Source organism: Kordiimonas pumila, assembly GCF_015240255.1.
Taxonomy (GTDB): Bacteria; Pseudomonadota; Alphaproteobacteria; order Sphingomonadales; family Kordiimonadaceae; genus Kordiimonas; species Kordiimonas pumila.
The window spans coordinates 2,553,218-2,569,544 of record NZ_CP061205.1; the positions used below are offsets into that span (position 1 = coordinate 2,553,218).

General features: G+C 43.7%; 11 protein-coding genes. 6 read left to right on the plus strand and 5 right to left on the minus strand.

What is annotated here, in order from left to right; all coding sequences use genetic code 11:
- Positions 1 to 12 precede the first annotated feature (12 nt).
- On the minus strand, positions 13 to 1,173 hold the full coding sequence (locus ICL80_RS11220) for an anhydro-N-acetylmuramic acid kinase (RefSeq protein ID WP_194212284.1): 1,161 nt from the start codon (positions 1,171 to 1,173) through the stop codon (positions 13 to 15).
- A gap of 128 nt (positions 1,174 to 1,301) precedes the next feature.
- On the opposite strand from ICL80_RS11220, the gene tyrS reads away from it, so the two are divergent.
- Entirely contained in the window at positions 1,302 to 2,555 is a 1,254-nt protein-coding gene (gene tyrS / locus ICL80_RS11225) for a tyrosine--tRNA ligase (RefSeq protein WP_194212286.1), read from the plus strand.
- A gap of 11 nt (positions 2,556 to 2,566) precedes the next feature.
- Here tyrS and ICL80_RS11230 read toward each other — a convergent pair whose 3' ends face one another.
- Positions 2,567 to 5,848 (minus strand): YhdP family protein, encoded by a 3,282-nt coding sequence (locus ICL80_RS11230; RefSeq protein ID WP_194212288.1) that lies wholly within the window; start codon positions 5,846 to 5,848, stop codon positions 2,567 to 2,569.
- Positions 5,849 to 5,918: 70 nt separating this feature from the next.
- Between ICL80_RS11230 and ICL80_RS11235 the strand changes: the two genes are divergently transcribed.
- The 5 genes from ICL80_RS11235 (at position 5,919) to ICL80_RS11255 (ending at position 11,904) form a co-directional block, all read left to right on the plus strand.
- Positions 5,919 to 8,828 (plus strand): bifunctional [glutamine synthetase] adenylyltransferase/[glutamine synthetase]-adenylyl-L-tyrosine phosphorylase, encoded by a 2,910-nt coding sequence (locus ICL80_RS11235; protein ID WP_194212293.1) that lies wholly within the window; start codon positions 5,919 to 5,921, stop codon positions 8,826 to 8,828.
- Positions 8,829 to 8,848: 20 nt separating this feature from the next.
- Entirely contained in the window at positions 8,849 to 9,316 is a 468-nt protein-coding gene (gene bcp / locus ICL80_RS11240) for a thioredoxin-dependent thiol peroxidase (protein ID WP_194212294.1), read from the plus strand.
- A complete protein-coding gene (locus ICL80_RS11245) occupies positions 9,316 to 10,134 on the plus strand; it encodes a ferritin-like domain-containing protein (protein ID WP_194212296.1) in 819 nt (272 codons plus the stop codon). The genes bcp and ICL80_RS11245 overlap by 1 nt, the downstream gene beginning before the upstream one ends.
- Before the next feature lie 122 nt (positions 10,135 to 10,256).
- The gene (locus ICL80_RS11250; protein ID WP_194212298.1) at positions 10,257 to 11,498 is read left to right on the plus strand and encodes a M23 family metallopeptidase; all 1,242 of its coding nucleotides are present in this window, start codon (positions 10,257 to 10,259) and stop codon (positions 11,496 to 11,498) included.
- Entirely contained in the window at positions 11,476 to 11,904 is a 429-nt protein-coding gene (locus ICL80_RS11255) for a bactofilin family protein (RefSeq protein ID WP_194212299.1), read from the plus strand. Before ICL80_RS11250 ends, ICL80_RS11255 begins: the two co-directional genes overlap by 23 nt.
- Before the next feature lie 91 nt (positions 11,905 to 11,995).
- Here the strand turns inward: ICL80_RS11255 and ICL80_RS11260 are convergent, their stop codons facing one another.
- From ICL80_RS11260 to ICL80_RS11270, 3 genes are all read right to left on the minus strand, one after another.
- A complete protein-coding gene (locus tag ICL80_RS11260; protein ID WP_194212301.1) occupies positions 11,996 to 12,580 on the minus strand; it encodes an ATP-dependent Clp protease proteolytic subunit in 585 nt (194 codons plus the stop codon).
- 23 nt (positions 12,581 to 12,603) lie between these two features.
- Positions 12,604 to 13,735 (minus strand): peptide chain release factor 2 gene (gene prfB, locus ICL80_RS11265; RefSeq protein WP_194212303.1). Its coding sequence is split into 2 segments (ribosomal slippage): positions 12,604 to 13,665 and positions 13,667 to 13,735, totalling 1,131 coding nucleotides; the frame shifts between segments, so codons are not numbered across the junction.
- Between the two features lie 35 nt (positions 13,736 to 13,770).
- Positions 13,771 to 16,281 carry a penicillin-binding protein 1A gene (locus ICL80_RS11270; protein ID WP_194212304.1) on the minus strand — a complete coding sequence of 837 codons (2,511 nt, stop codon included), beginning with the start codon at positions 16,279 to 16,281 and terminating at the stop codon, positions 13,771 to 13,773.
- Positions 16,282 to 16,327 lie beyond the last annotated feature (46 nt).

Consider the following 16,327-nt stretch of genomic DNA (forward strand, 5'->3'; position numbering starts at 1 on the left):
TTGGTTAGCGTTTTATTTTTTAAAGTTAGCCATTAAAGGCACATGGTAAACGCCCCCACATGTGGGCTCCTTACAACCAGTTGTGCTAGGTATACTAAGAGGAAGTCCCCGTCTAGACCTGACGGCGAGAAAAGCAAAAGCTTCCGCTTCTATAGCGTCGCCGCGAAGGCCTATGGTCTCAATAGGATCAAGGAGGACAGGTAAACGCCGCCTCAGCCTGCGCATTAATGTAATATTTTGGCGCCCGCCGCCGCAAATATACCAAGCCTCTGGCGGCCTTGGAAAATGACTTTGGGCCGAAACAATAGTTTCTACGACAAAGTTTGTAAGTGTTGCCGAACCATCTTCTGCCGATAAACCCCGAACTGCCTGAATATTAAAATCATCTCTATCCAAGGTTTTTGGGGGCATCTCATCAAAATACGGCGAAGCCATCAGGCCCATGACAACCTCTTCATGGTTTAGGCCTCTCGCTGCCAAATTGCCGTCGGTGTCACATGGCTTGCCGGTGTGGATTTCAGCCCAATCATCAAGCATTGCATTGCCGGGGCCTGTATCAAAGGCAATAACTTCTGGTTCATCATCACTATTGGCGAAGGAAACCCAAGTCACATTGGCAACACCACCAATGTTTAAAACGGCAATCGTTTTATGTTTTCTTGCTCTTTTCAGTAGTGCCGCATGATATAGGGGCACCAATGGAGCTCCTTCACCGCCAGCCGCAACATCAGCTGACCTAAAATCATTCACTACAGGAATGCCCGTACGGCCTGCAAGCCGGCCACCATCACCAATTTGCCATGTCCAGCCCCTATCGGGCCGGTGTGTTAATGTTTGACCGTGAAAGCCAATTACATCGATAGTTTTTTTCTTTTGCCCCGTTATGGCAAGTAACTCTTCAACCGCATGCGCATTCCAGTCTGTTAACTCTTGCTCTAGCAAGCGAATAACTTCTGGAGCATCATTCTTGCTGCCACACTTGGCTGCAACATGCATTCCTTCTTTTATGCGGTCCCTAACATCTGAGGGAAACGGAATTGTCATTGATGGCCCTAAGCGTTCCACCCTAACACCGTCAGTATAAATCATCGCAGCGTCAACACCGTCCATTGATGTGCCACTCATTAAACCGATTGCACACTTGATCTCACCGGTTTCACCAAAAAACGACATAATTTTCCCTGTAAATTCGTTGTGGGTATTTGATAGGCTTTGCCTTTTGAACACCCTATGGTACATCAGCGACTTCTTAAATAGTCTTTTTTAAGATTACGATAAATTTTATCTAACTGGAATGTAATATGGCTGCTTTAAAATCAGATTTTCTGAACGTATTGAATGAACGAGGGTTTATTCATCAAACAACAGATATGGATGCCCTTGATCATAAAATGGCATCTGGTCCGATTTCAGCTTATATTGGTTTTGATTGCACGGCCCCCTCTCTGCATATTGGCAGTCAGGTACAAATAATGATGCTTCGGTGGCTGCAAAAATGTGGCCATAAACCTATTGTTTTGATGGGTGGCGGAACGAGTAAAATTGGTGATCCAACGGGACGCGATGAATCTCGCCTACTTATGACCGATGAAATTATTCAGAGTAATATGGACGGTATTAAATCTATCTTTGATAATTTTCTCACTTTTGGTGATGGCACAACAGATGCCGTAATGGTCAACAACGGAGAATGGCTCGATAAAATTGAATATATTCCGTTTTTGCGTGAAATTGGGCCTCATTTCACCATAAACCGCATGCTCACTTTTGATAGTGTTAAACTAAGGCTAGACCGTGAACAGCCCCTGACTTTCCTTGAATTCAATTACATGATCCTTCAGGCTTATGATTTCATGGAACTAGGGAAACGACATAACTGCCTTCTTCAAATGGGTGGTTCTGATCAATGGGGCAATATTGTCAATGGTATTGAACTATCCCGGCGTGTAAATGGCCTTGGACTTTACGGATTAACGACACCGCTTATTACCATGTCAGATGGGAAAAAAATGGGTAAATCGGCTTCCGGGGCAATTTGGATGAACGAGGCTAGCCTGCCAGCATATGATTATTGGCAGTTTTGGCGTAATATTCAAGATGCTGATGTTGGCCGTTTTATGCGCTTGTTTACTGAATTGCCTTTGGGTGAAATCAAACGCTATGAAGCGCTTGAAGGCTCGGAAATTAACGAGGCAAAAATTATACTGGCAAATGAAGTAACTGCTCTATGTCGCGGTAAAGATGCCTCTATAGCTGCAGCAAAAACTGCTCGAGAAACCTTTGAACACGGCGGCGCGGGTGAAGACTTGCCAACTATTCAAATGTTATCATCTGACTTACAGACTGGCATTAATATTGTAGATCTATTTATAAATGCCGGGCTAGCCACCTCCAAAGGTGAGGTGCGCCGCCTAATAAAGCAAGGTGGGGCCAAGCTGAATGATGCAAAAATTGACAGTGAAGAGATGCTTGTAACCACCAGTAATATTCAGGGTGGTCAAATAAAACTGTCTTCGGGTAAAAAGCGGCATGCTCTCGTAAAAGCGACTGCGTAATAACTTTATTTTTAAGGCTCAGGTTCCTGGTAAAGGTCAGGATCTTGGGCCTCTTGGCTTTCGTTTGTCGTGGCCTCGGGCGTTATAGATTGAGGCTCATCCAGCGGTTTATCGACTTTTGGACTTTCTATAGCGTCAACCTTTCCTTTGCCCCCTTCAAAAAGTAGCCGTAAAAAGCCTGGCGCCAAGCCAGAAAGAGCATTTACAGAGACTTTTGGGTCGCTGGTCAGGCCTTTAATTCTGTATGTTACCCCAAATAAGCCCTTACCATCACCGCCAGAAAATAGGCCGCCAACAAGAGGTATTTTCCCCAAAATTGAATTTAGACCGTAGGCTGGAACGATTACACCATTGATGTTAATTTTGCCTTCAGTTGTTTGTATTTGCCCCTCCATAGTCATACCAAGTGATGAGCCATTTGCCTTCAGATTATTAATATCAAGCAAGCTGTTTGCATATGAAAATGGCATAGTTACTTTATCAAGGTCTAGCTCGTCATCACCTAGGTATTCATCTAAGCCATCAATAATGCCTTCAGTAACCTCTGAAGATAGATGTTTTCTGCCAACAAGATGCGTTCCCGTGATTTCGAGATCACCAGATAAAGCTAAAGCTTCGCCCCACCCTCCTGTCTCGCCTTTTAATAAAAGGCCTCCGCCATCAACATGGGGGAACAGGCCTAAGCCCTGTAGTAAAACGCTTGCATCTTGGGTTTCCACAGTAATTTTTTGATTATTTTGATCATTTGGTTCGATAATAATACGGCTAAGTCCAATATCATCACGGGCTGTAAAGAATAGGTTTTTGGGTTCATCATTAGTAAATTCAAGATTTGCAACAACATCTGAAAAGCTTTCACCGTTCAATAGGTATAAAATGCCAGTCTTTAGTGATATTTTAAAGCCTTGAGTGTCTTTACTCTGATCATCGGAGGCAGCTTGCGTGGTTTTTCCTTTTAATAGCAAGGGAGCCAAATCAAATGCGTCAGCTGTGATTAGCACTTCAACCGGCTTTGCATTACCTGCCTGCAACTCTACCGTCATTCCTGTTGTTTTATTTAAATTTCTCACGGTAGCATTAAGAGAAAAAGTATCATTATTTGCAGAGGGAAACTCCATCGTTGATGCAATGTCAATATTATCGCCACGAATAATAACAGGCTCAAGAGTAACCTTATCGCCATCTAGCTTTAATGTGCCTGTCACATGTGCCGGCACAGAGGTCTGTTTTTCCCAAGCTATTTGAGGAATTGAAAGCACAGTATCCGTAACGTCCGCTGAAAAATATCCAATTCTGAACTTTAAGTTACGTCCTAGAAAGCTTGCCTCCGCTATGGCTTTTCCGGCCAAATAATCCTTAACGTCAACCTTTAAAGCACTCAGGTCATTTTCATCTACCTTAGCGCTCATAACCAAAAAACTAGTGTCCGCTGACAAATTTTGCCTACCAAGAAGAAAGTTTTCTCGCCAATATAAGTTCATAGGTACGCCGTTCAAAACACCCGTACCTTCCGCTGTTAATTCATCGTTATTTAGCTGGAGAGTGATATCACTCGCACTTAGCCCTTCACCATCCAATAGGTCTTTTAAAACAGTGTTGGAGGTCTTCGCCGAAACTTCATATTTAACATCATCGGTATCAGGGCTTTTCACCAATGGCAGCGTAATTTTTGCAAAAACCTCTGCCTCACCTCCAAACCTATTAATATCTAGATTTAGTCGATCAGAGACACGAACCGGTTCAGGATCAATCACCCTAAGAATATCTTGAATAGGCCCCTTTAGGTTAATAGAAAACACGCCTGTTCCGCCGCCAGGCACATCAATATCTGACATATCAGCTTTTGATCCAGCAATAGGCAGTCCCGCAATAGTGCCGTCATCAATATCCACGGAAAAGTTCGTTTCTGTTAATAACCCTGAACCTGAAACATCTTTTAGTGGCTTCATATCTTTAAGATAATAAGTTTCAACGCCTTGAACCTTAAAGTCTAATTGAAACGGGCTATTATTCAAAAACGGCGTGGATCCATCAGGATTTATATTTACCATTAAGTGTGCATCCAGCGCCGTGCCACCTACCATATTATTTTCCACCCAAACGCGAGCCCCTCTCGGGGTTCCATCTGGATGTGTTTTAATAGGCCAATAGCTTAAAACATCTGAAATACTGGCTTTACTTGCGGTTAGGTCAAGAAGATAGCCTGCGTTATCTTCCCCCTCTTCCCAGTATATCAACCCATTGCCAGTTATATTTCTTTGGCCGGTTGAAAATTCTATGCGGTCGAAAACAATAACTTCTTCTGACATATCAAATGCACCAGAAATAACCCCGTATTGAAGGGTAGCGGGTTTGGGATAACTTACAGGATCAAGCAAATACCCTTCACCAACATCTAGATTAAAGGAAGCAGACCGTAATCCCTCTGCTGAGGTCATGTTGAGGCCAAAACTTACACCAACAGGAAAATGCAAATAGCTCATAATTTCTGGCATTTCATTTGTTAGGGCAAGACGGGCAAAATCTATATCCGTGAATGAAAGGTTAAGCGAAAGTTTCCCTTCAAAGGGTTCAGCATTTCCACCCAGTCTGATTCTAACTGGCTGTTGAGCCATATAAGCATCTATTTGAGCACTAACTTCCAGCGCTTCATTGTTATTTCCAAGTCGAAGCGAAGGTAAGCTTAGGCTTACATCTGGCAGGTTTGCGCCGCGCACCAGCGATATTTTGCTATTATTAAGAATAACGCTTTGCAGTCTGGGCGCATTTTTAAGTAGCCGCGCAGTAAAGCGGCTGAACGCTTCGGCGATTGGTTTGAAAACTACAGGCTTAGGAAAGCCTTTAAACGCCAATAAATCTGCAAAAATACTTTCACTCGTAGAATCGCTAAAGCCAGCAAGGTCAAGCACATGAACATTAGCTTTATCAATTTCAATGTCGGATATACCTGCGCCAGTTAACAGCCCTGAGAATGAAGCCCCCACACGTGCTTCTGGTATATAAGCTGTCATTCTTTCTCGTCTATCAACCAGAGCGATATCAGTAATCGAAACCCATGGTCTTACTGAGCGCCAATCCCACCCTATCTCTGCTGTTTCATAAGAGATTTGCCATCCGGGTAGAAAATCGTCAACTTCATCGATAACTACATCACGTGCAAAATCCAGATTAATAGGTGCATAAAATAACCGTGCAAGCACAAGACATGTTAACAGTACCGTAATAGTGCATAGAGACACCATGAGGCGCCCGGTAAATTTAAGCAGTTTTGTTATAGGAGTGTCGATAGTCACTCAAAGGTCCTTGATTTGGGTTCGCAAGGTATGAACACTATATAAACCGATTATTTTATGGATATAAAGCATGACAATACAAACCAGTCCATATCCGCATGCATATGATACGCAAAAAGCAGACGAAATCTGGGTACTTCTTAATAATACTGTGCACCAAAATGAACAAAACGGCCCGGATAAAAATCTTGCTGATGCCATATTTGGTAACAGTCCTTATTTGGCAAACATCGCAGAACGGTTTCCTGACTTTGCCCTTAAAATACTAAAAGGTGATTCAGAACATCACTTTTTAAACATCATGGACGGCATGAAAACAGACCGCCCTGAAGGAGAAACACGCGCTGATTTTATGGCTTTTTTGCGAAATCAAAAAGCTTTTGTCAGCTTTTTAGTTGCTGTTGCGGATATAGCGGGCTGGTGGCATCTTCAAAAAATCACAAAAGCACTCAGTGATTTTGCTGATATGGCGACAGAACTTGCCCTCGCCCATCTTTTACATGATCGCATGGTAACTGGTGAACTGCCGTGGCCTAAAAATAACGATAAAGCTGTCAATGTTTCACTAGCACAAAACTGTGGTTACTTTATTTTAGGTATGGGTAAATTAGGTGCTGGCGAACTAAACTATTCATCCGACATTGATCTTATCGCTCTTTATGATCCCGAACAAATTACATATTCAGGTACAAAATCAATAGCGACTTGTTTTGTTAAAATCACTCAGGAACTGATGCAAATTCTTGAGCAGCGAACGATGCATGGGTATGTATTTAGAACTGATCTTCGCCTCAGGCCTGACCCTAGTGCCACACCTCTTGCCATATCCGTAAGCGCGGCAGAAAACTACTATCATTCAATGGCTGTTAACTGGGAACGATCAGCAATGATAAAAGCCAGAGTTATAGCGGGTGATAAAGCCGTAGGCGCTGACTATCTCAAAAACATGGCTGCTTGGGTATGGCGTAAAAGTAGAGACTTCGCGGCACTTACCGATATAGCCGCCATCAAAAACCAGATAAACAGACATTATGACCAAAAGCCTGAATATAAGGCTGGTTTCAATGTTAAACTAGGTCACGGTGGCATTAGGGAAATTGAATTTTATGCCCAAATTAACCAATTATTACATGCTGGCAGACACCCAGAACTGCGCGTAACACAAACACTTAATGCCCTTGATGAACTTTCATCATTAGGGTTCATTCCACCCGAAATTGAACAAGCCCTTAGATCAGCCTATATATTTCTGCGTACATTAGAACACCGCCTTCAAATGATTGATGATGCACAAACACACTCAATTCCCAATAGCGATAAAGACATACTTCGGATTGCGTTATTTACAGGGTATGAAAGCCCAGAAAAGTTGCTGTTTGCCCTCAAAGAGCACTGTGAAACTGTTAGCCAAATTTATGACCAACTCATGCCAGAAGAAAATACGCCGGAAGATAAAAATTTTACAGGGCCCGAACTTGCAAAAACCTTGGAAACTCTTTCCTACTCAGACATATCAGGCGCAATGGCAATAATTGCCGGTTGGCGTCAAGGCAGATATAAAGCCCTAAACACAGAGCGAGCAAAAAAACTCCTTGAAAAGTGTCTGCCAAAAATTGTGACAGCCTTTAGTAGCACATATAATCCGTCGGCGGCACTTGCCCGGTTTGACGGCTTTGTCTCTCAACTTCCTGCTGGTGTGCAATTGTTTTCGCTTTTACACTCAAATCCTTCTTTATTTAAGCTTTTGGCACGCGTCATGGGCTTAGCCCCTGCACTGGCAGAGACATTATCAAAAAAACCACAACTGTGGGATATGGTTCTGGAGCCACACTTTTTTTTACCGGTGGAGGATGAGGCATTCCTTCAGCATGAGCTAGAGAATATGTTGTCGAGCGCATATGACTTTCAAGATGTATTAGACATAACAAGAAAATATGTTGCTGAACAAAAATTTAGAACAGGTATCCATTTACTTGAATCTATTGCAAGCACAGAAGAAATTGGTGCAGCACTTGCCCGTATAGCTGATGTTGTTTTAAAAGCACTTGTTCCCCGTGTTTGCACGGAGTTTGCGCGGCGGCATGGCGCATTTCCGGGCGGCGGAATTGGTATCCTTGCCATGGGTAAATACGGCGGCAGTGAACTTACCCATACCTCTGATCTTGATATCATTTTTCTCTATCATACGAAAAATATGGATGCTGTATCAGACGGTGAAAAACCGCTTACACCCAGCTTATACTTTTCACGTTTAGGGCAAAATATCATAACAGCTATCACAGCCTTAACACCAGAAGGTCGTCTGTTTGAGGTTGATACAAGGCTACGTCCTTCTGGCAGCCAAGGACCACTTGTTGTAACGCTTAAAACCTTTGAAGAATATTATACAACCTCGGCTTGGACGTGGGAACATATGGCCCTTACTCGCGCGCGGATTATCTTAGCCCCAGAAGCTATGAAAGCGCCCTTAACCAAAGCCGTTATGAATGTGCTTACTCAGCCCCGCGATACAAACGATCTATTATTAGCTGTAGCGGATATGAGAGAAAAACTTTTCAGCCAATTTGGCTCCACTTCAATATGGAGTATCAAGCACTGCCGGGGCGGTATGATTGATATGGAATTTATATGCCAATATCTTTTGTTAAAAGAGGGCGCGGCGATCCCTTCAATTTTTCATTCAAATTTAACAAAAGCTATAAAACGTCTGGAAACTGCTAAGGTTCTTCATAAGCAGGATGCAACCTTATTACTGGATGCGCAATCATATGAGCAAAAAATTCAATCCATTTTAAGATTATGTTTAGGCTCTTCACCTAAAAGTTCAGACGAAATTGCAGAAGGACTGCAACAGGTTCTAATCGACGCAACAAAGGCACCTAATTTTGAAGCACTTGAAAAGACTCTAAAGGAAAAACAGCATAAGGTTTTCAATCTATATAAAAAGCTGATAGAACACCCTGTAAAAGCAACCTTCTAAAATGATTTTCGGAGAAAAAAGTGTCTGTTGAGATAGGCCAAAAAGCGCCAGATTTTACCATAACAGCGAATAGTAATGAAACTGTATCACTATCGTCCTTACTGGGTAAAAAGGTGGTTCTGTATTTTTATCCAAAAGACGACACTCCCGGCTGCACTACAGAAGCTAAAGACTTTACGACGCTTATTAAAGATTTCAACAAAACAGAAACTATCGTGCTTGGTGTTTCAAAGGACACCGTAGCAAAGCATCAAAAATTCATTGCAAAACATAGCCTTGAAGTAACGCTTTTATCTGATGAAGAAGGCAAAACCATTGAGGATTATGGTGTTTGGGTCGAAAAGAACATGTACGGCAAAAAGTATATGGGCATAGAGCGCGCTACATTTTTGATTGACCGCCAAGGCGTGGTTAACAATATCTGGCGTAAGGTAAAAGTAAAAGGGCATGCAGAGACAGTACTAGATGCTGCGAAAGCTATCACCTAATGAGAAAGACTTTTGAGAATATATCTGATGCCGCCATTTGTGTTATGGAAACAGAAAATGCACGAGAAAAGGCTGATCAGGCCAGAATAGTTGCTGCTGCGTGGAAGTCAGGCGAGCTATCCTTTCAATTTGATAAATCACCCCCAGATAGGCCAGCACGGCCCAAGCGCCCACAGCTTCTAGACCCTTCACAAATGCCAAAGCGTGGCAAAGCTGGTTCTGAATCAAACAAACGCGCCCTCTTGCACGCTATTGCACATATTGAATTGAATGCCATTGATTTAGCGTTCGATTTGATTGCTCGTTTTGGGGGGGTCATGCCCCGCGCCTTTACAGATGACTGGGTAAGTGTTGGCGATGATGAAGCTCGTCATTACACGCTTATTGCAAGTAGGATGAAAACTCTGGAATGCTTGTATGGTGACCTGCCCGCGCATGACGGCTTGTGGCAATCAGCTCTTGATACCAGAAATAGCTTACCTGCCCGGCTGGCCATTGTGCCAATGGTTCTCGAAGCTCGCGGCCTGGATGTAACCCCCAAGATGATTGAGCAGTTCAAAAAAAGCGGTGATCAAGTATCTGCTGGAATCCTGCAAACTATTTACGATGAAGAAATTCGCCACGTGGCGGCGGGAACGCGCTGGTTTAAGTATTTAGCGGAAAAAGGTGACCTTGACCCAAATGTTTGGTTTAAAGAATTGGTTCAATCATATTTCAAAGGTGCCTTGCGCGGCCCGTTTAACCGTGATGCCAGAAACCAAGCGGGCATGCCTGTTTCTTTCTATGAACCACTTGTAGACTTGTTAGATAATGCATAATTACCTTGACCTTTTTGCACAAAATAGGTGGAATGCAGCGAATTTGAGTGATTTTTAATTATTTTAATGAATACTCTACATACTACAGGGATGGCTAGGGCACGCAGTAGCGTGAAGTTTATTTGAGTAAAGTACTAACATTAAAAGAAAAAATCTTATACTGGCGCGGAAAGTACTTTCCTGAGCGCCAACTTTTTCTGCGCAGTGAAGGTCGCGTAAGGTTTCTAACCATCAGCACCAATGCGCAAGTTCTCATAGCTTCAGCTGCTTCGGTGTTTCTAATTTGGGGTTCTGTTACAACTTACGCTTACCTCACACATGATATGCGCCTTGAACAAAAAAACCAGACTATCTCGAACATGTCTGTGCAGTATCAAACTCTATCTAGTGATTTTTCTACCCTTGAAGTAGAAATTGAGCGTCGTGCGCGCCAACTTGAAGATCGGCAGAAATTTTTAGAAGAAGTGATTGGCCCCATGCAGCCAGCGCCGCTCATCGTTAAACCAAAATCTAAAAAAACGGATGACACCTCTGATGAAGCTGCAGCAAAAGCGAAAACATCCCTTTTAGATGTGCTTATGGGTAGTAGTGAAGTAAATGCTGGGGAACTATCCAGTTCTACCCGTCGTGCACAGTTAATGTCGCGGCTGCAGCAAGCAGAGTATAAACAGCAAAGACTGGCTAGACATTTAACGATTGATGTTAATAACAAACTCCAAATTATAGACCGCGCCCTTCAGCCAACTTTGCTCTCTCAGGATGATTTAACTCGACAATGGCAAAGCGATACTCAAGCTATGGGCGGCCCGTATAGCCCAGATATTGGTTTTGAGCCCATATTCACAGAGCAAGATAACCAAAACTTTAGTGAATTGCTTGAAAGCTGGCAGCGCCTTGAGATTGTCACAATGGTATTAGATAGTTTTCCTGTAGGCGAACCTGTTGAGGAATATTACCTATCTAGCCGTTTTGGACGAAGGAAAGACCCACTTAAACACACGTGGGCTAATCATCCAGGCCTTGACATGGCAGGGTGGCCTGGAACTCCGATACTAGCGACGGCTCCGGGTAAAGTTGTTCATTCAGGTTGGTTTGGCCCATACGGGAAAATGATCGAAATAGAACACGGTAATGGTTTTAAAACCCGTTATGGCCACATGAGTAAATTGCTCGTTAAAAAGGGCGAAATAGTAGACTTAGGTAAACAGATCGGCGAAATGGGAAAAACAGGTCGCGTTACAGGCAGTCATCTTCACTATGAAATATGGTTTGAAGGTGAAGTCAGAGATCCATTACCTTTCTTAAAGGCAGCAAACGATGTTCTCAAAATCCAGGGAAGACATGAAAAAAACAGCTCATCTTAATACACAGGCTCCACGACCTGTTTCTTCAGCAACACCTTCAATCATTGCATCAGATGTTGAGATTAAAGGAAACATTAAAACCTCTGGTGAATTGCAACTTGATGGCACCATTATAGGCGACCTAGCCTGTGGCGGCCTAGCCATGGGAGAAACCGGTTCTGTTGTTGGCACAATTATAGCTGATACAGTTAGTATTAGAGGCACAGTTAAAGGCGAAGTACGCGCGCGCTCAGTTCGGTTAGAACAAAGTGCGGTTATTGAGGGTGACATTTACCATGAAAGCCTCTCTGTCGAGGCTGGAGCTAAATTAACGGGGCATTTTGCACATACATCTAGCCCGCGCGAGAAAAAAAGCTCTGAGCAAGAAACGCCCTCTTTTGTCGAGAAAAAAGCTGCAGCAGAATAAACGTCTTACGGGTAACCTGTAAGGCTCTATCTTCTTTCTCATAAAAAAAGGCGCTTTAAAGCGCCTTTTTAAATACCGAAGTATCTTTCTATTATTTAATATCTTTTTGCGTGGTAATAATTTTACCAACCAAGCCATATTCTTTGGCTTCTTCTGCTGTCAGCCAATAATCTCTATCTGTGTCTTTGCTGATCCGCTCAAGAGATTGCCCTGTTGCTGCTGCAAAAATTTTATTCAGGCGTTCCCGCATTGCAAGTATTTGGTTGGCCTGTATTGAAATGTTCGATGCATCACCGCCAACACCGCCGCTTGGCTGGTGCAACAAAAACCGCGTATTAGGTGTTGTGAAGCGGTTCTTTTTATCTGTAGCAACATAGATTAATGCGCCTGCACTCGCTACATACCCCGAACCTATCATGATCACTTCAGGCTCAATAAACTTGATTGTGTCATGTATCATATCACCAGCTTCAACGTGGCCACCAGGGGAACAGATGTGCATAGTGATGGGTTCATTTGAAAGATGCGCCATTGCATGCAAGCGGGCACAAACATCCTTTGCCATATCCATATTGATAGCACTTGAAATGAAAACCTTCCGCGCACCAAATAAAATCTTATTCAGATGTTCACTTTCGATCTTCGTGTCGTCTTTTTTATCGTCTTCGTCGTTCACGTTATTTTTCCCTACTAGAAGGTTTAATCAATATCTTCTACTGGCTTACCGCTGTCTCCGTGCACACGGGCAGCAAGTGCGGCAGCCATGAATGGATCCAGTGCACCATCAAGAACTTTCTGAGGTTGCCCTGATTCCTCACCTGTACGCAAGTCTTTAACCATTTGATACGGTTGCATGACATAAGATCGTATCTGATGCCCCCATCCAATATCAGTTTTTTGGGCATTCACCGCGCTCGCTTCTTCCTCGCGTTTACGCAGTTCTTCTTCATATAAGCGCGCTTTTAACATACTCATAGCCGTAGCCCGGTTTTTATGTTGTGAGCGTTCCGCTTGGCACTGTACAACAATCCCTGAAGGTAGGTGTGTAATACGAATTGCTGAGTCTGTAGTATTAACGTGCTGGCCACCTGCCCCAGATGCACGATAGGTATCAACCTTCAAATCGCTTTCAATAATTTCAATATCAATTGAATCATCAATAACAGGAAATACCCAAACAGACGCAAAACTGGTATGGCGCTTTGCATTAGAATCAAATGGGGAGATTCGCACCAAGCGGTGAACACCTGATTCGGTTTTCAGCCAGCCATAAGCATCCTCGCCTTTAACCTGAATTGTCGCAGATTTTATGCCCGCTTCTTCACCGTCCATATATTGAACAGTTTCCGTTTTATACCCGCGGCTTTCTGCCCACCTTAAATACATACGAAACAACATACCGGCCCAGTCTTGTGCTTCTGTGCCGCCAGCTCCCGCATGGATTTCAATATAGCTGTCATTCCCATCAGCCTCACCTGATAATAAAGCTTTAAGTTCAGCTGTCTTCGCTGATTCAGCTAATGCCTTTAAAGCCTCCTCAGCCTCAGCTTCCATGTCTGTATCAGCTTCAGCCTCAGCAAGGGCAAGAATTTCTAAGGTGTCAGTGAGCTCTGTTTCAATGAACAGGACAGCAGAAACAGCTTCATCAAGCTTGGTGCGTTCACGCATCAACTTTTGTGCATTAGCAGGGTTATTCCATAACTCAGGGTCTTCTGAAAGGGCATTCAATTCCTCTAGTCTGAGGACTGCACGATCCCAGTCAAAGATGCCTCCTCAGCAGTGCCATAGACTGCTTAAGTTTATCAACGGTTGCTAAAGCTTCCGCTCCCATAAAAAATATCCTTTCGTGAAAATAGTCACACGGTATTAATAAATACCGCCTGTACCGTCGCGAACAATGCCCTTCGTATTACTGACTTCGAGCGATCCGTCAAGTACTGCAACCTGACCAGGGCGTGGTTCTGTGCCCGGTTTAAAGGCTTCAAGAATAACATCACTATCCCCAAACCCTGCGGGAGAACCAGTTTCTCGGTTGACACGGACCAGCCGTATGCCTGAAGGCATCCTAAACGGAATACCGGGCTCGCCTTTAAGTGCCTCTGCCATAAAATCGCGGAAAATGGGTACTGCAACACTGGAACCCTCTTCATGAGCCCCAAGAGAACGAGGATTATCAAACCCTGTAAAAACACCGACAACCATATCGGCAGAAAAGCCTACGAACCAAGCGTCAAGAGAATCATTTGTCGTTCCGGTTTTACCTGCGAGAGGCTTGCCTAGAACGCGTATCTTACGACCAGTACCATTTTCAACGACACCTTGAAGAATGGAAACAATCTGGTAGGCAGTAAGAGGGTTTAAAACAGTTTCCCTATTGTCCGTAATCACAGGCTCTGTACCATCAAAGCTTAAATTACACACAAGGCAACTTCGGTCATCATGGCGAAAAATGGTTTGTCCGCGTCGATCCTGAATCCTGTCAATGAGAGATGGTGTTATTTTTTTACCACCATTCACAAGCATACCATATGCGGCAGAGAGCTGCATCAGTGTTACTTCTCCTGCCCCCAGTGAAGCCGCCAGTGATGCTTCCATATTATCCGCTATGCCAAAGTTACGAGCATACTGCATTATAACAGGCATCCCTATATGCTGGGCCAATCGCACCGTCATAAGGTTTCGAGACTTCTCTACGCCTAACCTTAATGTACTAGGTCCATAAAATTTATCTGAGCTATTCTTGGGCTTCCATTTACCCTGGCCATTCCCTTGGTCAATGACAAAAGGGGCATCAAGCACTAAACTCGCGGGTGTAAACCCATTATCTAAAGCAGCCGCATATACAAAAGGTTTAAAAGCAGACCCTGGTTGTCTTTCTGCCTGTGTAGCACGGTTATATTGGCTGCTTTTATAATCATAGCCGCCAACCATCGCCAAAACCCTGCCTGTATGGGGGTCCATAACAACAATAGCCCCTTCAATCTCGGGGATCTGCCGAAGACTATAAGCCGAAACCTTATCAACTTTACGACCATCCATTGTCATAAAGTTTTGCAAAGACACCTTGGGGCTATTTGGTAAAGCCTCAACTGCAACAATATCACCAAGCGCAAGAACTTCACCAATATCTTTGACACTGGGGCCTAAGTATTCGCCTGTACGCCAGCTACGTGCCCATTCAACTTCCTCAAACGGTATGAAGCCAAAGCTACCATCCTGAAAACCTATAACAGCACCTTTTGCCCCCACCTCATGAACAACAGCATCACGCCATGTTGGCACACCGAGCGGCACACTTTTCTCTAAAAGTGTTTCAGTCCAGTTTTTGCCAACAGGCATGCGGCCAATAGCGCCACGCCAACCATGACGCCTGTCATATGCAATTAGGCCTTGGCGTAATGTTTTTTCAGCTATTGCCTGTAATGAAGGCTCCAGCGATGTTCTAACATACAAGCCACCTTCATAAAGCGTCTTTGAGCCATATATGCTATTAACCCTACGGCGCACTTCTTCTTCAAAATAGTCCGCTTTAAATTCATGATGCCCTGCCCGAGGTGTCATAAGTAAATCTTCAGCAAGTGCTTCTTGATAAGTCGCTTTATCAATATAGCCAAGATCATGCATGCGCCCTAAAATCCAATTTCTTCGTTCAAGGGCACGCTGTTTATGGCGTTGTGGGTGGTAATTGTGCGGTGCCTTAGGGAGCGCTGCTAAAAACGCCATCTGAGCGACGGTAAGTTCATTAAGCGATTTATTAAAATAATTCAGTGCTGCAGCGGCAACACCGTAAGACCTGTTGCCAAAGTTTATTTCATTAAGGTACAGTTCAAGTATATGGTCTTTACTGTAGGCACGCTCAATTCTCAGGGTGAGAATGATTTCTTTAATTTTCCGGTCAAGCTTCTGGTCTAGCGTTAGCAAAAAGGTACGCGCAACCTGCTGTGATATTGTTGAGCCACCCTGCAGGGGCCTGCCTTTAATCAAATTGCTAATATTACGGATGTTACCCCGTATCATTCCCATATAATCTAGGCCGTTATGATTATAAAAGTCCTTATCCTCAGCCGACAAAAAGGCTTCAATAAGTTGCTCGGGCACAACATTAATCGGAACAAATAAACGTGGCTGCCTTGAATATTCCGTTAGTAAGCTACCATCACCCGCATGAACACGCGTTACGACCGCAGGCTCATAGTTTGCCAATTGACGATAATCAGGCAAATCTTTGCCGTAATAAATAATAGCCCAAAGTACCAGCCCCGCAGCACAAACCACACCAACAATACCAAGGACAAGACACCATTTAACCAGCCTAACCCACAGTGGCTTTCTAAGGTTTAGAGTACTTTTAGCTTTATCTTCAGAACTATTGCTCATTACACACTCAATATAGCCCAGTCGGGCGTTCAAGCCATTCATTACG

Bases quoted from the DNA above. Each gene is read 5' to 3' on its own strand.
- ICL80_RS11270 (WP_194212304.1), bottom strand. From the start codon at position 16,281: ATGAGCAATAGTTCTGAAGATAAAGCTAAAAGTACTCTAAACCTTAGA.
- ICL80_RS11235 (WP_194212293.1), top strand. From the start codon at position 5,919: ATGACAATACAAACCAGTCCATATCCGCATGCATATGATACGCAAAAA.
- tyrS (WP_194212286.1), top strand. From the start codon at position 1,302: ATGGCTGCTTTAAAATCAGATTTTCTGAACGTATTGAATGAACGAGGG.
- ICL80_RS11245 (WP_194212296.1), top strand. From the start codon at position 9,316: ATGAGAAAGACTTTTGAGAATATATCTGATGCCGCCATTTGTGTTATG.
- ICL80_RS11220 (WP_194212284.1), bottom strand. From the start codon at position 1,173: ATGTCGTTTTTTGGTGAAACCGGTGAGATCAAGTGTGCAATCGGTTTA.
- ICL80_RS11255 (WP_194212299.1), top strand. From the start codon at position 11,476: ATGAAAAAAACAGCTCATCTTAATACACAGGCTCCACGACCTGTTTCT.